15 protein-coding genes are annotated in these 22,378 nt (G+C 70.5%); 9 read left to right on the forward strand and 6 right to left on the reverse strand.

Translation table 11 applies throughout. The features are described 5' to 3' along the window. Positions 1-52: 52 nt before the first annotated feature. Both ESP57_RS18400 and ESP57_RS06430 read right to left on the reverse strand, forming a co-directional pair. Positions 53-2,497 carry a hypothetical protein gene (locus tag ESP57_RS18400; protein ID WP_165877392.1) on the reverse strand — a complete coding sequence of 815 codons (2,445 nt, stop codon included), beginning with the start codon at positions 2,495-2,497 and terminating at the stop codon, positions 53-55. A 131-nt stretch (positions 2,498-2,628) separates the two neighbouring features. Next, a complete protein-coding gene (locus ESP57_RS06430; RefSeq protein WP_243648432.1) occupies positions 2,629-3,294 on the reverse strand; it encodes a hypothetical protein in 666 nt (221 codons plus the stop codon). 122 nt (positions 3,295-3,416) lie between these two features. Here ESP57_RS06430 and ESP57_RS06435 point away from each other — a divergent pair, with 122 nt between their 5' ends. Continuing rightward, entirely contained in the window at positions 3,417-3,812 is a 396-nt protein-coding gene (locus tag ESP57_RS06435; RefSeq protein WP_056004983.1) for a nuclear transport factor 2 family protein, read from the forward strand. 58 nt (positions 3,813-3,870) lie between these two features. Here the strand turns inward: ESP57_RS06435 and ESP57_RS06440 are convergent, their stop codons facing one another. Further along, complete coding sequence (locus ESP57_RS06440; RefSeq protein WP_129230971.1) at positions 3,871-4,515, reverse strand: hypothetical protein; 645 nt, start codon at positions 4,513-4,515, stop codon at positions 3,871-3,873. Positions 4,516-4,579: 64 nt separating this feature from the next. After that, the gene (locus ESP57_RS06445) at positions 4,580-6,547 is read right to left on the reverse strand and encodes a chitobiase/beta-hexosaminidase C-terminal domain-containing protein (protein ID WP_129230972.1); all 1,968 of its coding nucleotides are present in this window, start codon (positions 6,545-6,547) and stop codon (positions 4,580-4,582) included. Positions 6,548-6,862: 315 nt separating this feature from the next. Here ESP57_RS06445 and ESP57_RS06450 point away from each other — a divergent pair, with 315 nt between their 5' ends. The 5 genes from ESP57_RS06450 (at position 6,863) to ESP57_RS06470 (ending at position 12,365) form a co-directional block, all read left to right on the forward strand. Continuing rightward, on the forward strand, positions 6,863-9,406 hold the full coding sequence (locus tag ESP57_RS06450) for an alkaline phosphatase family protein (RefSeq protein WP_129230973.1): 2,544 nt from the start codon (positions 6,863-6,865) through the stop codon (positions 9,404-9,406). 135 nt (positions 9,407-9,541) lie between these two features. Continuing rightward, positions 9,542-10,180, forward strand: coding sequence for a hypothetical protein (locus ESP57_RS06455; RefSeq protein ID WP_129230974.1), 639 nt, complete (start codon positions 9,542-9,544; stop codon positions 10,178-10,180). A gap of 75 nt (positions 10,181-10,255) precedes the next feature. Then, positions 10,256-10,996, forward strand: a complete 741-nt coding sequence (locus ESP57_RS06460) for a YcnI family protein (RefSeq protein WP_129230975.1) — start codon at positions 10,256-10,258, stop codon at positions 10,994-10,996. 203 nt (positions 10,997-11,199) lie between these two features. Then, positions 11,200-11,724 carry a hypothetical protein gene (locus ESP57_RS06465; RefSeq protein ID WP_129230976.1) on the forward strand — a complete coding sequence of 175 codons (525 nt, stop codon included), beginning with the start codon at positions 11,200-11,202 and terminating at the stop codon, positions 11,722-11,724. Between the two features lie 56 nt (positions 11,725-11,780). Further along, positions 11,781-12,365 carry a hypothetical protein gene (locus ESP57_RS06470; protein WP_129230977.1) on the forward strand — a complete coding sequence of 195 codons (585 nt, stop codon included), beginning with the start codon at positions 11,781-11,783 and terminating at the stop codon, positions 12,363-12,365. Here the strand turns inward: ESP57_RS06470 and ESP57_RS06475 are convergent. Continuing rightward, complete coding sequence (locus ESP57_RS06475; protein WP_129230978.1) at positions 12,340-16,860, reverse strand: beta strand repeat-containing protein; 4,521 nt, start codon at positions 16,858-16,860, stop codon at positions 12,340-12,342. The genes ESP57_RS06470 and ESP57_RS06475 overlap by 26 nt on opposite strands. A gap of 187 nt (positions 16,861-17,047) precedes the next feature. Between ESP57_RS06475 and ESP57_RS06480 the strand changes: the two genes are divergently transcribed. From ESP57_RS06480 to ESP57_RS06490, 3 genes are read left to right on the forward strand one after another with little or no spacing between them, the layout of a single operon-like run. Further along, entirely contained in the window at positions 17,048-17,914 is an 867-nt protein-coding gene (locus ESP57_RS06480; protein ID WP_129230979.1) for an alpha/beta fold hydrolase, read from the forward strand. A 31-nt stretch (positions 17,915-17,945) separates the two neighbouring features. Further along, positions 17,946-18,743 (forward strand): strictosidine synthase, encoded by a 798-nt coding sequence (locus tag ESP57_RS06485; protein ID WP_129230980.1) that lies wholly within the window; start codon positions 17,946-17,948, stop codon positions 18,741-18,743. 31 nt (positions 18,744-18,774) lie between these two features. Next, entirely contained in the window at positions 18,775-19,377 is a 603-nt protein-coding gene (locus tag ESP57_RS06490) for a TetR/AcrR family transcriptional regulator (protein ID WP_129230981.1), read from the forward strand. A gap of 194 nt (positions 19,378-19,571) precedes the next feature. Here the strand turns inward: ESP57_RS06490 and ESP57_RS06495 are convergent, their stop codons facing one another. Beyond that, positions 19,572-22,157 (reverse strand): lamin tail domain-containing protein, encoded by a 2,586-nt coding sequence (locus tag ESP57_RS06495; RefSeq protein WP_243648433.1) that lies wholly within the window; start codon positions 22,155-22,157, stop codon positions 19,572-19,574. Positions 22,158-22,378 lie beyond the last annotated feature (221 nt).

Below are 22,378 nucleotides of genomic sequence, written 5' to 3' on the forward strand. Positions count from 1 at the left end.
CAAGCCCGAGTCGTGCGGCCGAATCCTGTTCGGTTTTCCACAAAACAGCCATTCAGGCGGTGAACGACCCGAAGGCGCCGCCCGCGAGTCGGGCCGGCACCGCGGGGTTCGGCTCCGAGCCCTGAGCCGTCGTCGAGGGGGCCGGCTTCGGTGGCTCGGCCGGGCGCGACGACGGCACGTCGACGACCGACGCTGCGTTCAGGTGCGTGAGCAGGCCGACCATGAAACGGGCGATGTCCTCGAGCTCCTTGGTGGTCGGCACCCAGAGCACCGCGCGCGCGACCGACCGGATCAGGGCGTCGAACTCCTGCGCGAAATGTCCCGCGAGCGCGCGGATCGAGAAATCGGCGCCGTCGATGAGGTAGCGCACCGCCCGCAGCCGTTCGGTCTCGGTCAGGCAGCCCTCGTCGGTCGCCATGCCCGTCTTGAGGATCTCGGAGGCGTCGACGAGCATCGCGAACTCCTCGGCGCCGAGGCCGAGGGCGTCGCCGAGGCCGAGCAGGCCGGGCGCGTCGGCGATGCCGGCCGGATCGAAGATGCCGCGCTGCTCGAGCCGGTCGCGCACCGCCGCGAACCGGGCGATCTGCCACGGGGAGCTGATGGGGGCGAGCACGAGCTCGCGCATGCGCGGTTCGCGGCCGAGCAGCATCAGCTCGGGGTCGCGCGCGGCCTCCCGCTGGTAGAAGTCCACCTGCCTGGCATAGCGGATGCCTCGGATCGCCTCAGCGACGAGGGCGTCGTGCTCCTCGGGCGCGGCCACCGCGAGGGCGCGGCGGGCGGTGAAGCAGGCGCACGAGTAGCGGATCTCGACCTCGAGCGAGCCGTTCGCATCCTCCATCCAGCGGCGAGCGGCGGCCGCGACCCGGGCCTCCGTCTGCTTCGCCGGCAGCCGTGCACCGCGGCTGGCGGAGCCGGCGGCATCCGCTGCGGCCCATTCGTCGGCGATGCCGGGGGTGAAGATCACGTAGCTGAGGGCGGCGCGGGCGCGCATGCGCGAGAGCACCCGGTTCGGGTCGCGGCGGGGCCCGCCGGTCTGGTGCTCGAGGAGCGCGATGTAGCGAACGACGGCATCGTGGATGCGTTCGCGTCGCACGGCGACGCCGTCGCCGTCGCCCGTGCCGTCGCCGTCGCCCTCGCCGGCGAGGTCGACGAATGCCGACCAGTTGCGGGCCGCTGTGAGGTACGCCATCAGGCTGCGCAGCAGCATCGCATGCGGCTCGGGTGCGGGCGGTCGGGCCCGCCGCCGTTCGTCGAGGCGGATGCGGATCGGCCGCAGGGCGGCGCGCACATCTGAGGGGTCGAGGCGCCGGCCGCCTACCGCGGCGGCGGTGCGCACGTACGCGTGCCAGACCTTCGGCGGCACGTCGTCGAACACCGGCGGCTCGCCGCAGAGCCAGGCCGCCTGGTTCACGATCGGCTCGATGCGGTCGAGGAACGCCTCGTGCGCCGTCTGGTCGTCGAGCCCGTCGACCCGGTCGAAGACGCGATCGTATTCTGCGAGGATGCTCGTCGGGTCCTCCTCGATCGCCCGGTTCAGGTAGTGGCGATGCTCGGCGCCGCTCGTCATGCGCGCGAGGCCGAGGAACCCGACCGACTTCCAGCCCGTCGCGCGATAGAACCCGCGCACGTCGGGGTACCGCTCGGCCATCGTCATCGCGGTGAAGCCCGCGGCGAGCGCGAGCAGCTTGCGGTGCTGGTCGGACTGGGCCGACTCCCACTCGAGTTCGAGTTCGACCTCGTCGACCGGGTGGCCGTTGCGGCGCAGCGTCGCGATGCCCGAGCGTTCGTCGAGGATCGTGACCTGCAGCATCCACGGTGCCGAGTTGAACAGCACCTGGAACAGCCAGGCGATCGCGGAGGCGATGCCGCTGCCGCTGCGGTCGGCGATCGCGATGAACTCCCCGAGGTCGGGCGTGCTCGGCCGCTCGACGCGCTCGGCGGGGTCGTCGAGGTTCGCATTGCGCACCTGGTTCAGGGCGTCGATCGACCACGCGGTGTTCACCGAGCCGTCGGAGTCCATCACCTTGGCGTCGAGGCGCGACCGGCTCGCGAGCCCCGGGCCCAGCACCGCGATCGCGACGAGCGCGAGCGGCAGCGCGACGACGAGCCAGGCGGCGAACCCGTCGCTCACGGAGGCGGTGGCGATCACGATGACGACCGGGGTGATCCCGACGAGGGCCCAGCCGACGACCCGCAGGACGGCTCCGGTGCGACGGCGGATCGTCAGGTTCCGCACGCCCGGCGTGAGCGCGACGAGCCGTGCACCGACCGCGAGCACGAGCCACGCGACGAGCATCGCGAGCAGTGCGTCGCCGACCGGCACGAGCACGACCTCGACGAACGACTGCCATCGCGTGCTGATCCCGGCCGTCCACGAGCTGAGCGAGCTGCCGTCGCCGACGTTCGCGCTGCAGCCTGCGAGCGCGAGGACGGCACCGGCCGCGAGCACCGCTCCCGATGCCCGTGGCGGTCGACGTCCCATCCCCTGCTCGCGCATGATCCGCAGCCTGCCTGGCGCGAGTCTAGTGACGCGGCATCGCACCGCGACAGGGGTGACACTGAGGGATGCTCACCCGCTTTCGGGGGGCGAGCACGGGCGAGCCGCGCCGCCGACGGAGCGCCGCAGGCTCAGAATCGCGTCGGGAAGGTGAGCAGCACGATGAGTCCGCCCACGGCGATGAGACCCGCGAGCCCGAGCATCATCCACGCCGCGATGTGGTGGATGTCGCGCTGGGCCATCGCGGTCAGGAACAGCACGAGGGCGAACAGCACGGTCAGCAGCGAGTAGTTGTCGCCCCGCTCGGTGTCCTCGACCGCGTCGGCGAACCTCGCTTCGGCGTACGCCGAGCGTTCCGCGCTCTCGGCTGTTCCCGGCGGCACGTACTCGGGCATCGCGAACGGGCCCTGGGCCGCCTCGTCGCCGTCTCGCCACGCGTCGAAGGCGAGTGCGAAGTGCGGGGTGAACCGGGCCTCGATGGCGTCGGCGAGGGCCGTCTCGCCCTGAGCGCCCGCCGTGACCCAATCGGAGTAGATGATCAGGTCGACGACCCGGGCCTCACGCGCTTGGTTGTCGGCATCGCTCGCCTCGACCCGGGCAGCGGATGCCTCGGCGAAGGCGATCGACCGCTCGCCGCTCCACTTCGACGCCTGGAAGCCGCACCACGCCGTGAGGATGGCGGTCACCGAGAGCATCGCGACGGCGACGATCTCGATGAAGGGCCGGTGCCGCCAGCGGGACACGGGTGCCCTGGGACTCGCGACTGCCGGGGCGACGATCGCCGATTCCTCGCTCATGACTGGCCTTCCGTCGCACGCTCGACACGGGTCGCTGCTCACACTGGCACAGCAGCCGCCTCCAGGCCAGCACGGCGCACGAGGTGATTGTGCACGGCAGGAGACCGGAGGATCCTGAGACCATGAGCGATCGCGAGGATTTCCTGATCTGGCTCCAGAGCGAGTTCGTGCGGGCCGAACGCGCCATGTTCGACGGCGACGACGGCCCTCGCCGCGCGATCTGGTCGGCGGACGAACCGGTCAGCGTGCTCGGCGCCTGGCGCAATGCCTCGAACCGCGCCGAACTCGTCGACGCGTTCGAGGAGCTGTCGACGAGCTTCTCGAACTGCACCGACTACGCGTTCGACCTGATCGCCTTCGACGTGCTCGGCGAAGCCGCATACACGGTGGGCTACGAGCGCGCCTCGGCATCGGTCGACGGCGAGCCGCGCACCTTCACGCTGCGGGCGACGCAGGTGTACCGCCGAGAGCCGGGCGGATGGCGCGTCGTGCACCGGCACGCCGACAAGCTCGGGTGACCCGAACACCCGGGGCCGAACCGGCGGGCGCGGATGACGCGCCCGCCGGTCGTGGCCGTCACTCGAAGAGCGACAGCGTGAGCTTCGACGTGTAGTTGCCGGGTGCCACGTCGCTCGCGGTGCGGAGGAAGAGGTCCGCGTTCGCGGTCCATGCGCCGTCGGCCGCGACATCCTCGGAGTCCCACGCCGAGGCGAACAGCTCCTGGTCGACGAGGCCGACGTTGTTCTCGCCCTGCGTGGGTGCGTCGATCACGGTCACGACCTCATCGCCGACGGCGACGAGTCCCGACGCTCCGCCGTCGACGAGGTTCGGGCGCCACCCGAGGTGCCCGGCTCCGATCGGCGCCTGGCCGGCGTCACCGACGAAGTCGCTGGTCGTGCCGAGCACGTACCAGGCTGCGGCGTCGGGGATCTCCTCCGCCGTGCGGGTGTCGGTGATCGTCACGGTCGGCAGCTGCCCCGTGAACTCGCGAACGGCAGGCGCGTCCGACGTTCCTTCGGTCAGCGCGACCTCGGTGCCGGCCACGGTCATCGCGAGCACGCCAGGCTCGGTCAGCGGGGCCACCTCGACGGTGACGTCGACGGTGCTGTCGCCGCCCACGAGCTCATCGGCGTTCGCGGCGGCGGCCGCGGCCGTCAGCAGCATGGCGCCGACGGTGACGGCCGTCACGCGCGCCGCGGTGGTCTTGGTGATGCTCTTCATCTCGGGTATCTCTTCTCTCTCGTGGTGCATCGGTCTCGGGGGGGGTTCGGTTCGTCGGTTCGGCTCACTCGCAGGTCGCGGCGTCGTACGGAGCAGTCGTCGCGACGGTCACGGGAGTACCGCCGATCACGCGGGTCGCCTGCACGGTGACCGCTCCCGCGGGCGCACTCGCCGCGCGCACCGGGAACGAGTGCACCGAGCTCTTGCCCGCGATCACGTTCGCGAACGACTTCTCGCCGTACACGGTGCTGATCGCGAGCGCGACCGCGTCGGCCTCGTCGTTCGCCGCCTTGACCGTCACGTACGCCTTCGACCCGAGGCATCGCGCCTCGGCTTCGACCGGTACGCCGTCGAAGCCGGCGACGAAGTCGACCGACGTCGTCGCGGAGCGATTGCCCCAGCCGTCGACCGCGGTCACGGTGGCGGTGTACGCGCGGCCGTTCGTGAGCGAGACGACCGGTGAGGCGGGCTGGAGGCCCTGCTTGATGGCGAGCGGGATCTCGAGCACGGAGGGCATCGGCGCGAAGAAGAAGTCGCTGGACACCTTCGCCCCGGCACGGAACGGCAGCGCCGCGGCGCCGGTCGCGACATCCGTCACCGTGATGTCGTAGCCGGAGACCTGCTCGTCGTCGCTGGCCCGCGGCACGCGCAGCACCGAGCCCGTCGCGGTCGAACGCACGCTCGGCTCGTCACCGAGCACGGGAGCGGTGCGGTCGGCGCGGACGGCGTCGGTGTAGTCGAAGTTCGCCTTCACCTCGGCTGCGGTCGCCCCGTCGAGCCGAACCGTCCAGGTCGGGCCGGCCAGTGCGCCCGCGCTCGGGGTCGGCACCGTCGGCGGGTACGGCGCCCAGCCGCCGTTCGCGTCGTAGGTGCGACGCGGCTCGGCGCTGAAGGCGATGCGGTCGATCTCGGTGCGGTCGGCGTAGACCTCGATGAAGATCGCCTGCGGCACCGGCAGCGTGAAGTTGTCGATCAGGTGCGGGCCGTAGTTCTGGTACGCGTCGCGCGGGATCTGCGAGTACGACATCGAGCCGTCGTTCACGGCCGTGAAGTCCTTCTGGTGGATCGACTTCTCGCTGTTCACGTTCAGGTGCGAGTGCCCCGAGATGAAGACCGACTGCGGGTAGGCCGCCAGATCGGCGGCGATCGCCGGGTTCGTTGCCTGGGCGCCGTCGTTCACCGTGCCCGGCGTCGGGCGGTGGCCGACCACGAACACGGGCCGGTTGAGTGCGCCGGGCTCGGCCGCGATCGCGGCGAGCCTGCCCTGCAGCCAGGCGCGTTGCGTCGCGTCGTAGGCCTCGGTGTTCAAGATCAGGAAGTGGTGCCCCTCGACGACCTGCTCGTAGTAGCCGCCGCCAGTGTGCGGGAACCACTCGGTCGGGTAGTACTGGGACATCACGTTCAGCCGGTCGTCGTGGTTGCCGAAGGTGACGAGCATCTTCGTGTCGTCGAGGCCGTGGCTCGTGAGGCCGTCGCTCAGCAGGGAACGGATCACCTGGTGGTGCGGGCCGGTGTTGTAGTTGTTGTCGGCGATCTGGTCGCCGTTGGAGAGGATCAGGTCGGGCGCGGCCTGGATCGACGTGATCGTGTCGAAGTAGTGGTCCCAGCGAGCCCGGCTGGCCTCGTCGTAGCTCGTGGTCTCGATGTCGCTCATGACGACGAACGAGAGCAGCGGCTCCTCGGACTTGATGAGGTAGCCCTCGATCTCGGCGGCGGACACCTCGCCGCCGAGCACGGAGACGGCCGAGAGGTTCGCGGACTCCTCGATCGTGATCGGCTCCTCGTAGCGCGGGCTCGTGAGCGTGGGCATCGAGCCGTCGAGCGTGTAGCGGATGTCGGCGCCCGCCGGCGCCGAGAGCTCGACGGTGGTCGGGCCGACGTGGCGGCCGCCGTCGACGCTGAACGTCGGCGCGGCGAGGTCGTCGGTGGCGTGGGCGACCGGTGCGGCCGCCCCTGCTGCGGCGATGACGGCCGCCACCGTGACCGCGACCGCACCGGGAAGGGCGACGGCCGGCTTTCGCGAGAAAGGCATGCGGATGGATCCTCCGGAATCGAGTGCGGATTCGCACCGAGCGGTGCGCAACCATCGCGACGCTACGGACGGGCGGGCTCGACCCGGCTGCGGGTTCGTCGCCGAGCGGCGAACGGCGCGTGAACTCCGGCGGGAGTCGTTCGGACAACAGGCGGTCGATCCGCCTGATCAGGGGGCTCGATCGTTCGAGTGATCGAGGCCATCGGAAATCGGTATCGACGGCCTCTTGACGGGGCTGTCACGGCACTGATCTGATGTGAGCGTTTGATCGCGATTTGAATCACAAACAATCAGCCTTGATGAAAGTGAGCAACGATGATCCTCCGTCCAACGCGCCGCCCCCGGCAGGGCTCCAGGGCCCCCGCGATCCTCGCCGCGGCCTCGATCGCCCTGCTGGCCACGGCGGGCATCTCGCCTGCGGTCGCCGCAGAGACGGCCACGCCGATCGCGGCCGAGAACTTCGACTCGCTGACGGCATCGCTGCAGCCGCGGGTCGGCGAGACGCACATCCCCGTCGGCACGCTCGGCTGGACCCCGAACGCGCCCGCAGGCTGGACCGTCACGAGCGACGCGTCGATGACCGGCAAGGGCAAGCCCGAGTGGCGCGGATGGACGTTCGCGACGCCGCAGTTCTGGTCGGCCGCGCAGACCGGCCAGGGCCGGGAGGCGTTCACGCGCGCGACCGGCGTCATCGCGGTCGCCGACAACGACGAGTGGGACGACGGCAACTCCCCCGCCGAGCAGCTCTTCGCGAGCACGCTCACCTCGCCCGACATCGCGGTCGCGGGCAAGTCGACGGTGCACGTCAACTTCGCCTCGAACTACCGCCAGACCGGCCCGCAGGTCGCCGCCCTCCAGGTGTCGTTCGACGGCGCCGCCCCCGAGCGGCTCTTCGAGTACAGCACGGCCGTGCTCGGCGACCAGGTCTACCTGCAGAACAAGCTGCTCACCCAGCCCATCGAGGTTCCCGCCGGCGCCACCTCGATGCGACTCGGCTGGGTCATCGAGCAGGCCACGAACGACTGGTACTGGGCCATCGACGACGTGACGGTGACGGATGCCCCGGTCGCCGGCGCCGAGCACCCGCTGCCCGATCCGCCGAAGGGCCCCGCCGACGTGCCCGACGGCATCAGCGACAAGAAGGTGCTCTTCATCGACTTCGACGGCATGCGCATCGACAAGCTGCGCGACTACGCGACGCCGAACCTCGACGCCCTCGCCGCCCGCGGCCAGTTCGGCGTCGGGTACATGCCCGACAGCGCGCTCGCGGGCACCTGGTCCGGACACGGGCACGCGAACCTGCTCACGGGCGTCTGGGTCGACAAGCACCGTTCGCCCGACAACAGCTTCACGAACCCGAACTTCACGCAGTACCCCGACATCCTCACCCGGGTCGAACAGGTGAACCCGGACTTCTCGACGTTCTCGACGCTCGACTGGGCGCCGCTGAACCAGTACGTCATCGCGACGCCAGACGTGAAGATGCAGCAGGTCGGCGCGAACCAGAAGATCACCGATGCCCTGAGCGTCGCCGATGCCGTCGAGGTGCTCGACACCCGCAACCCCGACCTCATGTACGTCTACCTGCACGACGCCGATGCGATGGGCCACGCCTACACGGCCGAGTCGCCCGAGTACAAGGCGGCGGTCGAGAAGCTCGACCAGCAGGTCGGCGAGCTCATCGCCGCGATGGAGGCACGTGAGAGCTACGCGGACGAGGACTGGCTCGTCGTCGCCTCGACCGACCATGGCGTCACGGGCTACGGCCACGGCGGCGACCAGCACACGAGCCGCGCCATCTGGACCCTCGCGGCCGGCGGCGAGGTACCGGTGACCGGCCAGGCGACGCGCGAGTGGCGTCAGGTCGACATCGTCCCGACGATCCTCCGCCACCTCGACGTGCCGATCGACCCGGCCTGGGGCCTCGAAGGGGTGCCGATCGGCACCGAGTCGCAGGATCCGTTCGACACGGTGGCCGGCTCGTTCCAGGGCGTGCTCGACGAGGCGCCCAAGCCCGCCGACACGAAGGGCTGGACGAAGCAGACCCCGGCGGGCTGGACGATCGACGAGAAGACGCCTGCGGTCGGCGTGCGCGAATACCGCGGCTGGTCGTTCATGTCCGACGAGTTCTGGGCCACCAGCGAGGAGGGTCAGGGCCGCGGATCGTTCGTGCGCGGCCGTGACGTGATCGCCGTGGCCGACGCCGACGAGTGGAACGATCTCGGCGACCCCGCAGCCACGGGCGCTCGCTTCGACTCGACCCTGTACTCGCCGTGGCAGGCGGTGAAGCCGGGCGGTGCGGTCGACCTCTCGTTCTTCCACCACTACCGCCAGATCACGGCGGGCATCCCGCAGCACGCCGAGGTCATCGCCGAGTTCGGTGACGGCTCGAGCCAGGTGCTCTGGAGCCGCGACAGCGCTCAGGGCACGGTGTTCGAGATCAACCAGCCGGTGTCGCTCAGTGCCACCGCGCCGGCGACGGCGAGTAAGGTGCGCATCGGCTGGCGCCTCTCCAACGCCGGGAACAGCGGCTACTGGGCGGTCGACGCGCCGCAGATCTCGGCGGAGACGCCCGAGGTCGCCGTCGATACGGTCGCCGAGACCCGCTGCATCGGTTCCAAGGTGTACGTGAGCGTCAAGGCGACGAACCACGAGAGCACGCCTGCGGCGGTCGAGATCTCGACCGCCTTCGGCGACAAGTCGTTCGCCACGGTCGCACCCGGTGCGAACGCGGTGCACACCTTCGCGGCGCGCGCCTCGAGCGTCGCCGCGGGTGAGGCGTCGGCCACCGCCACGGTCGGCGACGCATCGGTGTCGGCGACGGTCGCCGCGCCGTATGCGGCGCGCACGTGCGGCTGATGCCGCGCGACGCTCGCGACTGAGCGAGCGAGAGCGGATGCCCCGGACCAGGGACGGTTCGGGGCATCCGTCGTCTTCGGTCTCCGTGCGACATCCGTGCAGCGTCGCGGGTCGGTGCGACCGTAGAATCTCAGGGTGCAGATCGGTCGCGGCGCCCAGGTGAGACGGGCGTTCGCCGTCGTCGGCACCGCGATCGTCTCCGCCTCGCTCGCGCACACCGTCGGCGGAGGTGCGCCGCCCGGCGTCGTGACGATCGCTCTGGCGCTGGCCATCTCGGCGCCGTTCGCGATGGTGGTCGTGGGCGGCCGGCGCAGTACTCCGCGCGCGGTATTCGCCGCCGTCGGCGCCCAGCTCGCGCTGCACGCGCTCTACTCGCTGACCCCGAGGGCCGGCACGGGCACCGTGGCACCGGCTCCTGCCGCCGGATCGCACCACCACGGCTCGGGCAGCGCGATGGTGTTCTCGGCCGGCGCCCCCGTGCACGACGAGCACTTCGGCCCTGCGATGCTCGTGGCGCACTCGGTCGCCGCCATCCTCACGATCTTCGCGGTGGCCCTCGCCGATCGCATGCACGAGGCCGTGCGGTTCGCGGCGCGCGGCGTCGACATCGCGCGCATCGTGCTCACGGCTCCGCTCGTGCCGCCGCTGACGGCGCACGTCGTGCCCGCCGCCCCGCTAGTGGTCGGCGCGGATGCCTCCTCACTGCTCTGCACCGCCTTGCGGTACCGCGGACCACCTCGTCAGCCCTTCGCCGCCCTCGCGGCGACTCGCTGACACATCCGCATTCGCGAACGCTCCGAAGCACACCTCGATCGTGTGCGTCCGTTCGCAGACCCTGAAAGCAGAGACATGAAGACCTCCATCCGCACGACCCTCGCCGCCGCCGTCGCCCTCGGCGCGGGCACCGCACTCGCCCTCGCCGCACCGCTCGCGGCGAGCGCCCACGTCGTCGTCGACCCCAGCGCGACGGCCGCCGGCGCCTACACCGTGCTGAGCTTCGGCACCCCGCACGGCTGCGGCGAGAGCCCCACGACCAAGCTCACCTTCACGATGCCCGAGGGCATCGACCGAGTCACGCCGACCGTCAACCCGGGCTGGACCATCGAGAAGGTCGTCGAGCAGTTCGACGCACCCCGCAAGGACTCGCACGGGGCCAACATCACCGAGCGCGTGAGCTCGGTCGTCTACACGGCGGTGACCCCGCTGCCGAGCGACTTGCGTGACGTCATCGAGCTGTCGCTGCAGCTGCCGGCGGATGCCGCGGGCGAGACCCTGGCCTTCCCGGTGCTGCAGGAGTGCGCCGAGGGCCAGACCGATTGGAGCGCGGTCGCCGAGGAGGGCGAGGAGGAGCCCGAGCACCCCGCCCCCACGATCACGGTCACCGAGGCGAGCGCCGACGGCCACGGCCACGCGGTCGAAGCGGATGCCCCGGCGGAGCACGACTCCGCGACGGCGAGCACCTCGGGCTCGGCCGATGACGCCGGCTCCGACGACGTGGTCGCCCGCGCGCTCGGCATCGCCGGCCTGCTGGTGGGTGCCATCGGCATCGTGCTCGCGGTCACCGCGCGGCGCGGCCGCAAGCAGGCGTAACTCCCGGGCGGCGCGCCGAACGCCCGGGCCTCTTCGCGAGGGCCGGGCGTTCGCCGTCGAGGCGGCCGGTACTTCGGTACTTCGGTACTTCGGTACTTCGGTACCGCGCTGACACGCAGACCACGCCGGTCGAGGAGGCGCGCCAGCGCCGTATCGAGACCCGCTCTCGCGAGCGGCGTCGCGACGAGTCGTAGGATCGGGCCATGGGGGCGCGGGAGTACCGATACGACACCGACGTCGTGCGACTGATGTACGACTACGCCTCGTCGGTGGTCTGGTTTCCCGACCCGGTTCGATACGAGCAGAGCGGGCTCAGCCCCGAGCTGATCACCGACCTGCAGGCGTGGGGGCGGCTCCACGACGAGGGCCTCGACTCCGACTTCGAGTGGCGCTCGCCCGATCTACCCGGTCGGATCGACCGGGAGGGCCAAGAACTCGCACATCGCCTCGGCGACGAGCTGGGTTCGGCCTTCGAGATCGAGTTCCATGTGCCGCACGGCGTCTGGTTCGGGCCGCGACACGCGAGCTACCGCTCGCCCAGGCCGCCCACGAATCCCGCGGCCGCCGCGATCTTCACGGCATGGGCGGACGCAGCCAGAAGCGAGCGCGCCGAGCTGGAACGGCGAGCCGCCGAGCGGCGGGCCGCCGGCGAGAGCGGCGGCGCCTGGTTCGCCGTGCTTCAAAACGGGCAGGAGTTCGTGCCGCTCGAGCGACCCGAACGAGAGTGAGGAACCGGGGGTTCTCCGGATTCCCCCGCGGCATCCGCTCTTTCTAGATTCGAGACATGCCCATCGCCGCCTTCCTCCGAATCTGGCTCGCCTGCGTCGTCGCGTGCTTTCCGCTCCTCGCATTGCTGCTGACCCCCGAACTCATGCGCAGCCGGGCGGGCAGCGAGCAACTGCTCATGATCGGCACGTTCGCTCTGCTCGCACTGCTCGTCGCGGCCTTCATCGCCGCCCCGTGGATGGGCGCCATCGCGGCGCCTGTCGCGGAACGATGGACGCCTCGCGTCGCGCTCGCGAAGACGCGGGCGGTGTGGCGGTCACGCACCGGCAGTGCCTGGCTGGTACTCGCGGCCGCCGTGCTCATCTACGCGGCGGCGCAGGCCGTCGGCTACTGGGTCGGCACCGTCGTGCCATCCGTGAGCGACAACCCCGCCTTCGGCACCGACGCCTCGGAACCCCGCTGGCTCATCGACTACCCGGCCTACGTGCTGCAGGCCCTCACGATCTACTCGATCACGACCCTCGCGATCGCCTGGTACGGATGGCGCATGCGCACCCTCTCGCTCGCTTCCGCCGGTGCGCGCACGAGGGCTTCAGAGACACGGTCGCATGAGACGCTCACAGGCCGGTCGTGCACGAGCTGAACCCGCTCGTCGCCGTCGAGAGCACGGTGCCACCGACACCGACGCTGCCCGACGCGCTCGTGTTGAGCCCGTTGAGGTAGTTCTCGACGGCGGGCGACGCCGTCTGGCCCTGCGGGAGCCCCTCGATGCCGAAGTCGTTGATCGTCGGGTCGGTCGAGAGTTTCGAGAGTTGGATGCCCGTCGCCTGGAACACACCGGTGCCACCGGCGGTCGTGTTGCCCGTGATCGCCACGCAAACGGGGGAATCCGGGCCGGCGATCGAGCCCGCTGCGACGATGATGCCCGCGTACCCCGCATACCCATCGCCGGTCGGCGCGAGCACGTTGTTGCCGGTCACCTTCGCCGTGGCCATGCCCGCGCCTGACGCACCGACGAAGATGCCGGGGCCGCCGGTCGCGCTGACCTGATTGTTCGTCACGCGTGCCGCGAGGGTCGCACCGACCGTGTTGAGCGAGGTCGCGTTCGCGGAGATTCCGGAACATCCTGGCCGGCTGCCCGCTGCGATCACGTTGGCATCGAACTTGGCCGTGACGTTCGCCGCGCCGCCCGTCATCAGCGAGATCGCCTGACAGTCGAGGTGACGGATCGGCTCGGCATCCGTGCCGTTCGTCGACACGTCGACGTTGGCGTCGCCCGCCCCGAGCACCTGCACGTCGACGAACGTTTCGGGCTGCTGCTCGATGCCGCCGCTGCCGCCGTCCATGCGGTTGCCGGTCACCGCGACGACGTTCGTGACGCTACCGGGATTCCCGAGCGTCGACTTCGCGGCTCCCGCCTGGTTGCCGCCGATGAGCCTGATTCCGTGCCCGGCGCGGAAGTCGGTGATCACGTTCGACGAGATCGTCGCCTTCGTGATCGTCGCGGCGCCGCCGGTGGTACCGGTGGCCTGCAACAGCAGCGCCGCCCCCGGCGTGAGCAGGTCGCCGGCATCCGAGATGCGGTTGCCGCTGATGGTCGCCGACGAGATCGTGCCGCCCGCGTTCGTGATCGAGATGCCGGATGCCTCGTTCGAGGTGAGCACGCTGTTTGAGATGTCGACCGCGCCCGAGAGGTTGGCGTTCGACCCGTCGAAGGCGATGCCGTCTTCGCCGTCGGCGTCACCCGCCCCCGTGACCGTGCCGCTGAGGAACGAGAACCCGATGACGCCGACGCCCCCGATGCCGTTGCCGGCGCTGTTCTCGACGCGCATGTTGCGGAACGAGACATCCGCCGTGCTCAGCAGCGAGATGCCGTCACCTGTGGCGGCGGCGATCGTGCCGCCCGAGGCATCCCCGCCCTGAACCGTGCTGCCGTTGCCCGTGACGTGCAGGCCGCCCGCCGTGCCCGTGCCGAGCAGCACGATGCCCGAGGGCGCCCCGTTCGAGGAGATTCGCCGGAACGTGACATCGTCGGCCCCGATTCCGGTCAGCACGATCGAGAGTCCGGTGCCGGTCGTGCTCGAGAGCGTGTTTCCCTCGCCGGTGACGACGATGGTGCCCGAGAGGGAGGCGGCGAGCGGCACCCCGCTCGTCGTCGTGACGTCGAGGCCGCCGCCGGTGATCGAGAGGGCGTGCCCGTTGGACGACCCGAACGAGACGCCCGGATTCGCGCCGGTCTCGAGGTGCTTCGACGGTCCCGAGAGCACGGTGGCGCCGCCGGTGTTGTTCGCGACGACGACGCCGCCGCCCGTGTCGCTGCCGTCGGTGATCGACCCCGAGAGCGTGACGGTGCCGCCGGTGCGGCTCTGGATGTCGACACTCGTGGTTGCGGGTCCGTCGGTGATCGAGCCGCCGTACGAGATGTCGCCGCTGCCGCCGCGCACCCTGAAGGGGGTGGATCCGAAGGGCCCCGCGGAGAGCTCGCCGGCTGCCGCCGAGAACGTGCCCGCGCCGATCTCGTCGAGGTTGATGCCGTACACGCTGCTCTTCGTCGAGGTCACCTCGTCGAACGAGAGCGACGAGCCCGACGACGCGGCGACGTCGACCGCCGGGCCGTTGGTCGCGACGATCTTCGCGGTCGCGTTCGCGGGCACGGTCACCGGGCCGGTCAGAACCAGCGAGAACGCCGCCTGGGTCGAGTTCAGCGTGCGGATGTCGAGGTCGCCGAAGGTGATGACGCCGGTCGTCTGCTGCAGCCTGACGCCGCTGTCGAATGAATCGTCGACGACGATCCGATCGATCTGGCTTCCCTCGAGGTTGCTGCGCTGCGCGAGGAACGCCCACCCGCTTCCGGAGGTGCGGATGCTCACGGTGGCCGCCGGATCGAACACGATCTTCGCGGTGTCGTTGACGACGACGCCGAGGCCGATGACGTCGACCTCGAGGTCGCCGATCGTGTTCGTACCCGTCGCGTTCTGCAACGCGAGCCCGATGCCGCCGGCGCCCGTGTCGACGATGCGCACGTCGTCGATGGTCGCGTCGCCGCCAGGGCCGGAGACGCGGATGCCGCCGCCCGTGGTGACCGGGTGCACCTCGAGCCCGGCGACACGGTTGCCGACGCCGAGGCTGACGACATTCGCTCCTGGCGACGCGGTGATCGTCGGCCGCTTGGCCGGGTCACCCTGGTGCAAGAGGCGGCCGCCGACGACGAGATCGGATGCCTCGCCGATGAGCTGCTGGTCGTCGTCGAGCACGATCGCGGTCGAATACCCGGTCGAGGTGCCGTCGCCGTCGAACACGAAGATGTCGTCGCCCGCGCTGCTCGCCGCCGCGGCCTGCGCGATCGTGTCGAACGGCTTGCTCCCGTTGCCGTCGTTGCCGTCGGCGGCGTTGTCGACGTACCAGACGCAGTCGCTGATGGCGATGGTCACATGCCCGGTGTCGGTCAGCGCCTGCACGACGCCCTGGTCGGTGACGGCGTAGTCGAACCCGTCGGCAGTGGCGTTGCAGCCGACTGGTGGCAGATAGGCGAAGTCCCCGTCGGCCTCGAGGTAGACGAAGCCGCCCTGCTCGGTCACGGTGACACCGGACTCGATCGCGAGCTCGGTGCCCGGGTCGGCGTCGGTGTCGCCCTCGAGCAGGTTGCCCGCGACGAGGAGGTGCGGGCGGGAGAGGTCGATCGCGCCGTCGCTCGGGTCGTCGACGATGAGGAAGGTGTTGCCGACCGCCCCGTCGGGACCGTCGAACGTCTCGTCGTCGGCGACGGGCGCATCGGCGATGCAGATCACCTTCACCGAGACCTGCGCGTTCGCGTCGCCGGGGCTCAGCGTGTAGCTGAACACGTCGTTCGCGTCACCGGGTGGCGCGTTGCAGTACTCGGCGTCGGGCTGGTACGTCAGGCCGGTGCCACCGCCCGTGATGACGACCGTGCCGTACTCGGGCTGCACGACGCTCGTGATCGAGCGCGCGCCGCCGTCGCTGTCGGTGTCGTTCGCGAGCACGTCGATCGCCGTGGCGGCGGCATCCTCGTCGACGGTGGCTTCGTCGTCGGCGGCGACCGGCAGGTCGTCGACGCACGTGACCTTCACGCCGACCGTCGTCGTCGAGCCGCCGGGCGCGAGGGTGTAGGTGAACTCGTCGGTGGTCGTGCCGGGCGGGGCGTTGCAGTATCCGGCGTCGGGTTCGTAGGTGACGGATGCCTCGTCGTCGGCGATCACGACGGTGCCGTGATCAGGCTGGCCGACGCCACTGATCGAGATCGGCCCGCCGTCGACGTCTTCGTCGTTGACGAGCACGTCGACGGTGGTCGGTGCGGCGTCTTCGTCGACGGTCGCCGTGTCGGCGACGGCGGTCGGCGGCACGTCTTCGACGACGTCGAGCACGCTGATCGTGAAGACCTGCTCGAGACTGCCGCCGTACCCGTCGGTGCCGCGCACGCGGATCGAGTAGCTCGCCTTCGTCTCGAAGTCGAAGCTCGCCGCGGTCTTGAGCGTCGATCCGGTGACCGTGAACGCCGCGTTGTCGGTGCTGCCGGCGCCGCTGACCAGCGCGAACGCGGGCGTCGCGGCGGGGTCTTCGTCGACGAGGCCGAGGGTGCCGACGATCGTCGCGGCGGGTTCGTTCTCGAGCAGCGAGTCGTTCGAGAGCGTGAGGGCGCTCGGCGCGTGGTTGCCGATGACGTAGCGCTGCTCGGTGCTGAGGCACACCGTCGAGGCGTTCACCCGGCGCAGCACCCCCGAGCTCGGAGCGCAGAAGTACACGGGCTGGCCGTTGGTGGTCGGCACGACGAGGAGCGTACCGGCGGGCTTCGCGCCCATGCACGACTTCGCCGACGCGAAGCGGCGCACCGAGCCGTCGGGCTGGGTGCAGAGCGCGGTCGGGCCCGGCCAGATCGTGACCGGCGTCTCCTGCTTCGTGCGGCAGTCGCCTGCGCTCGAGGCCACTCGCAGCAACCCGTTCGACTTCTGCGCGCACGCGTAGCGCAGCTGCGTCGCGGTGTCGGCCGCGAACGCGACCGACGGGGTCGCGAGCACGACGATCATCGCCACGACCGTGAACAGCACGAGTGCGAGGCGAGTCGAACGCCGCGAATCGGGAGCGGGTGCAGCGACGGATTGCAGACGAAGCGCGTTGGACACGGGGTCTCCTCGAGGCGGCACCAAGCCGTCGATCCGCGTTCGTCGGGTTCGATGCGGAGCTGTGCCAACAATCGACCCGTCGCGCCGGTTCCACCAGACCCGAGAACGGGGGTGGCGCGCGGCTTCGCTTGACAACTTTACTGAGTCGACTCATAATTGAGTTAATTCACCAACAAGGAGAATTCTCATGAGCACCACCCCCGAGACCGCGAGTGGCCCCGTCACGTCGTACGCCACGGCGCCCACCCGCACGATCACCGCGGGCGGCGTCACCTACGCCTACCGCGAGCTGGGTCCGAAGGGCGGCGTGCCGGTCGTCTTCTTCGTGCACCTCGCCGCGACGCTCGACAACTGGGACCCGCGCATCATCGACCCCATCGCCGAGGGCCGCCACGTCATCACCTTCGACAACCGCGGCGTCGGCGCCTCCACCGGCGAGGTGCCCGACTCGGTCGAGGCGATGGCCGCTGACGCGTACAGCTTCATCCGTGCGCTCGGCTTCGACCAGATCGACGTCTTCTCGTTCTCGCTCGGCGGCATGATCGCCCAGGCTCTCGTCGTCGAGCACCCCGAGCTCGTGCGCAAGCTCGTGCTCACCGGCACCGGTCCCGCCGGCGGGAAGGACATCGACAAGGTCGCGGGCGTCACCTACCTCGACATGCTGCGTGCCGCCCTGACCCGGTCTGACCCGAAGGAGTTCCTGTTCTTCAACCGGAACACGGCCGGCAAGCGTGCCGGCAAGGCGTTCGTCGCGCGACTCGCAGAGCGCACCGCCGACCGCGACGAGCCGATCAGCGTGAAGGCATTCCAGACGCAGCTGAAGGCGATCAAGAAGTGGGGCCGCTCGGCACCCGCCGACCTCTCGAAGCTCACGCAGCCCACACTCATCGCCAACGGCGACCACGACCGCATGGTGCCCTCGGTGCTCTCCGATGACCTGCACCGCCGCATCGCAGGGTCGGAGCTGATCATCTACCCCGACTCCGGCCACGGCGGCATCTTCCAGTTCCACGACCGCTTCGCGCCCGTCGCCGCCCGGTTCCTCGCCCGCTGAGCGGCATCCGATTCGACCAGGAGAACACGCCATGACGAACACGATCCCGTTCACGAAGAAGCCGTTCGCGTCATCGATCCTGCTGTGGATGCGCACCGACCAGCCGCGCCAGCAGGGCATGGAGCACTGGAAGGGCCCGCACTCGAAGATCATCTCGGCGACGCCGGGAATGGACGAGTACCGGCAGATCCACCTCGCCGCCGCCAACCCCGGCCTGTGGCCCGCCACGCCGGGAGTCGAGACCACCATCCCCGCCGACCGTAGGATCGACGGCGTCGCCGACGTCACGTTCCAGTCGGTCTTCTCGCCGCTGCTCGGCCGCAAGCAGACCCGGCTCGCCTTCGCCGACGAGATCAACGTGTTCCGGCGCACCCTCCTCTACGCCGGTCCGCCGAACTCGACCCGCTGGTACCACGTCGCCCGGCCCGATGAGCAGACGGGAGCGCGAGCCCTCGTCTTCCTCCGGAGACGAGACGGCGTCGGCACCCGCCGGTTCCGGAAGTACTTCGCCGACGAGTTCGTGCCCGCGCTCGCGAAGGCGGCGGCACTAACCGAGTTGCGCACGGAAGTGTTCATGCCCTGGAACGAGAAGCTCTGGGACTCCCCCGACGTGGCCCACGACAACCCGGCCGACCAGCGATTCCATGCCTCGGTGATGCTCGGGTTCGCCGATGCATCCGCTCGCTCGTCGTTCTTCGACAGTGCCGCGATCGCGAAGCTGTCGGATGAGGTGTCGGCGTTCGCATCGGCCGTGCATGCGTACGAGGTGTCCGAGGCGCTGACCTACGTCACGGATGGCGCCGTGTTGCCGCATTATGCTCGAAACTGAGCACAGTCGGATCCGATTCTTGGAGGACGCGATGGCCTCGGTCACGGCACCCGTCGGGCGGCGCGAGCGCAACAAGCAGGTCAAGCTCGAACGCATCACGGCCGCCGCGCGCGAACTCTTCGCCGAGCACGGCGTCGACGATGTCACCACGCAGCAGATCGCCGAGAAGGCCGATATCGGCGCCGGCACCCTGTTCCTCTACGCCAAGACCAAGGGCGAGCTGCTCCTGCTCGTACAGAATTCCGCCTACGCCGACGCCCTCGAGGAGGGACGGGCGGGCGCAGCGAGCCTGCCCGACGTGCTCGACGCGGTGACCGCGATCGTGCGCCCGGTCGTGCACTGCAACCGCATCCAGATCGACAACGGGCGCACGTACCTGCGCGAACTCGTCTTCGGCGACCCCGAGGAGCCGCACCACCGGGACGCGCTCACGCTGACGCTGCAGACCGAAGCGGCCGTCGCCGACGTGCTGCGCCGCGACGACCGCCTCGGCGAACGTGAGGCCGCCACCCTTGCGCGCGTCATCTCGGCGATCATGTTCGTCACGATGGCAGCTACGGCGAACATCTCCCGCACCGTCGACGAGCTCGTGCAGGAGATCCGCGACCACGTCGGCGTGCTGCTGCCGCGCTGAACGCACCACTCGCAGCGACGCACAACGCCCGGCCCTCGTGACGAGGACCGGGCGTTCTCTGCGCGGTCGGCCGGTACTTCGGTACTTCGGTACCGGGGTCTCGATACGCTTCGCTCCTCGACCGGCGTCAGGCGCTTCGCTGCTCGACCGGCGTCAGGCGCTTCGCTCCTCGACCGGCGTCAGACGCTCCGACGTCAGGCGTTGCGACGTCGCCGCACGAGCACGAGCAGGCCCGCGCCGAGTGCGACTGCGAGGGCCGCGAACATCCCGAGGGTGATGAGGGCCGAATCGACACCGGTCGACGCGAGCGCCCCGGTTCCCGAGCCCGATCCTGCCTGACCGTCGCCGGTTCCGCCGCCGGGCGCTCCCGGCTGGCCGCCGGGCTCCCCGCCGGGCTCACCGCCGGGCACCGTGCCGCCGGGCACCGTGCCGGCCCGCAGGGCGGCCGGCTGCTCGCCGTCGGCGAACCACCAGGCGGGGCGCGCCGGCGCCGCGGCATCCGCGAGCGCGCTCGCCTGAACGAACGGGCTCACCCGAGCGAGCGGAGCCGCATCCGCAGCAGCACCGCCAGCAGCAGCAGCGACCGTCGACAGCGACTCGGGCGCCGTCGCGAAGCCCTCGTTGTTGAGGTTCGGCATGCCGGCAGGGCGAGCGAAGAGCTCGACCGTCGGTGCTGCACCCGTGAAGGTGATGCCGGCGCCGCGACCCTCGCAGCCGTTGTCGCAGAGCGCCCACAGCCGATCGAGCACGGTGTCGTAGTCGAGCGCCATCACACCGCCGAGGCCGGGGTCGATCGCCGCGATCTGCGTGCTCGTTCCGTCGGTGTTGAGGGCGTAGGCGTAGACGACGCCGTTGTCTTCGACGGCGACGAAGAACAGGCCGTCACCGTGACCGGGGTGGTCGGCTGCGTCGTACGGGGCGCCGGTGGTGGCGTCGACGAGCAGGCCTTCGAGCGCGGCATCCGGCACCCATTCGACCGCTTCGAGACCCGTGTTCGCCGCGACCTGCGGCAGCGAGGCGGTGAGGTCCCACTCCTGCTCGGCGACGACGTCGGGTCCCTCGGTGTCGGGGTCGACCGCGAGGATGACGTTCTGGTTGACGCCCTTGTTCGAGTTGTCGCGCTCGGAGGCGATGTAGAGCCGCCCGGCACCGTCGACGGTGATGCCCTCGGCGTCGGGCCCGGCCGCACCGGGGTTCTCGGCGTCGCGCTGGAAGCGCACCCGCTTGCCCGCGTTCCAGCCGTCGGCGAAGGCGACCGACCCGTCGGCGCGCGCGTCGAGCTTCCAGAACAGGCCCGTGCCGTTGTCGACCGCCCAGAGCACGACGCCGTCGGCCGTCTGCTGCGCGTCGAGGCCCGAGGAGTCGCTCTCGAACATCTGGCTCTCGTCGATCACGGTGACGTCGGCGGCGCCCGGCCAGACCGCGACATCCGGGTCGACGGGATCGACCGGCCCAGCGCCGCACGCGTTCGGCTGACCCTTGGTGGCGACGGATGCATCGCCGAAGGCACCCGTGCCGTCGGGGCAGCGCGCCCACGTGACGGCGGCGTGATCGGCCCAGGCGTATTCGACGACCGTGAGGCCGGCGGCAGTGCGGATCGTCGCGACATCCGCTCCCCCGAGGCCGAAGCCGAAGTGCGTGCCGCCGTCGAAGACGAAGAACGCGCCGGGGGCGAGCGTGGTGCCGGCCGCGACGGGCGTGACGTCGGCCGCGTGCCCGATCGGGTCGCTGTCGATGAGGGTCCAGCCCGTGAGGTCGATGGGCTGCGAGCCGTTGTTGACGACCTCGACCCAGTCGGTGGCGTCGCCGTTGGACTCGACCTCGTTCACGGCCACCGACGGCAGCACGCAGGTGTTGGGCTGGCCCTTCGTCACCTGGGCGATCGCGAAGCCGCCGGTCGCGTCGGGGCAGCGCGCCCAGCTCGCGGCCGCCTCGTTGCCGTCGATCGCGGGGTGCCCCGCCCACGCGTACGTGTCGAGCTGGGTTCCGGCGTCGTCGTAGAGCCGGATGGAGTCCGAACCGCCGATGCCGATGGCCGCCGTGAACGTCTGCGGCGCACCGTTCGCGTCGACGCCCGCCGTGGATTCCTCGACGACGAGCCGTGCGCCGGCCGCGATGGTCGTGCCGGCCGCGAAGAACCAGCGGTGGTCGTCGGAGTTGTCGCGGATCTCGTAGCCCGACAGGTCGAGGTCACCGGCTCCGGGGTTGATGAGCTCGATGAAGTCGGCCGGGCCCGAGTCGATCTCGGTGAGCAGCACGCTGCCGGGCTCGGGCTCGGGTGCGGCGCAGACGTTCGCCGCACCGAGGGTCACCGCGGTGGCATGGGCCCACTCGCCGCCGTCGGCACAGCGCGACCAATCGGCGAGCGGAGCCGTCGCCTCGTAGGCGTGATCGTCGACGATGGTGCCGGCGGCGTCGAACAGCGTCACGGCATCGCCTTTGCCGAGCCCGAACGGGAAGCCGAGCGGCGTCGCGTCCTTCGCGAGCACGAGGTACCCGCCGGGTGCGATCGTCGTGCCGGTCGGGATCTCGCCGGTCTTCAGCGGGTCCTTGGCGTCGTCCTGCACCTTCCAGCCCGAGACGTCGACGGATGCCGCGGACGAGTTGTAGAGCTCGATCGCGTCAGCGGGCGATCCGTCGTACCAGATCTCGTTGATCACGACGCCGGGCTCGGCGCCGAGGGCGATCGAGGGCGTCGCGGCGATCGCGATTCCTGAGGCTGAGACCGCGAGCGCGGCGAGCATCGCGGCGCTTCTGCGGAGGGGACGGGGCAACGACATTCGGGCGCTCCTGTCGGGCTGAACGGGGGTCGTTCGTACTCGACCGTTCGCCGGTGACGGGAATGCGTCCGCGTGGTGAACGCACGGTGTAGTTCACGCGGCAGGATGCCGCATCGCTCAGCGGACGAATGCCCGTCCCTCAGAATGCGGGCCGGTGCTGTCTGCGATCGGCCGGTACTTCGGTACTTCGGTACTTCGGCACCGAGTCTCGACATGCGAGT

Origin of the sequence: Agromyces fucosus, assembly GCF_004134865.1 — a bacterium.
GTDB classification, from domain to species: domain Bacteria; phylum Actinomycetota; class Actinomycetes; order Actinomycetales; family Microbacteriaceae; genus Agromyces; species Agromyces fucosus.

Excerpts from the sequence above, each read along its gene's own strand:
- ESP57_RS06460 (WP_129230975.1), top strand. The coding sequence starts at position 10,256 with ATGAAGACCTCCATCCGCACGACCCTCGCCGCCGCCGTCGCCCTCGGC.
- ESP57_RS06480 (WP_129230979.1), top strand. The coding sequence starts at position 17,048 with ATGAGCACCACCCCCGAGACCGCGAGTGGCCCCGTCACGTCGTACGCC.
- ESP57_RS06470 (WP_129230977.1), top strand. The coding sequence starts at position 11,781 with ATGCCCATCGCCGCCTTCCTCCGAATCTGGCTCGCCTGCGTCGTCGCG.
- ESP57_RS06440 (WP_129230971.1), bottom strand. The coding sequence starts at position 4,515 with ATGAAGAGCATCACCAAGACCACCGCGGCGCGCGTGACGGCCGTCACC.
- ESP57_RS06450 (WP_129230973.1), top strand. The coding sequence starts at position 6,863 with ATGATCCTCCGTCCAACGCGCCGCCCCCGGCAGGGCTCCAGGGCCCCC.
- ESP57_RS06435 (WP_056004983.1), top strand. The coding sequence starts at position 3,417 with ATGAGCGATCGCGAGGATTTCCTGATCTGGCTCCAGAGCGAGTTCGTG.
- ESP57_RS06445 (WP_129230972.1), bottom strand. The coding sequence starts at position 6,547 with ATGCCTTTCTCGCGAAAGCCGGCCGTCGCCCTTCCCGGTGCGGTCGCG.
- ESP57_RS18400 (WP_165877392.1), bottom strand. The coding sequence starts at position 2,497 with ATGCGCGAGCAGGGGATGGGACGTCGACCGCCACGGGCATCGGGAGCG.
- ESP57_RS06490 (WP_129230981.1), top strand. The coding sequence starts at position 18,775 with ATGGCCTCGGTCACGGCACCCGTCGGGCGGCGCGAGCGCAACAAGCAG.
- ESP57_RS06465 (WP_129230976.1), top strand. The coding sequence starts at position 11,200 with ATGGGGGCGCGGGAGTACCGATACGACACCGACGTCGTGCGACTGATG.
- ESP57_RS06495 (WP_243648433.1), bottom strand. The coding sequence starts at position 22,157 with ATGTCGTTGCCCCGTCCCCTCCGCAGAAGCGCCGCGATGCTCGCCGCG.
- ESP57_RS06430 (WP_243648432.1), bottom strand. The coding sequence starts at position 3,294 with ATGAGCGAGGAATCGGCGATCGTCGCCCCGGCAGTCGCGAGTCCCAGG.
- ESP57_RS06485 (WP_129230980.1), top strand. The coding sequence starts at position 17,946 with ATGACGAACACGATCCCGTTCACGAAGAAGCCGTTCGCGTCATCGATC.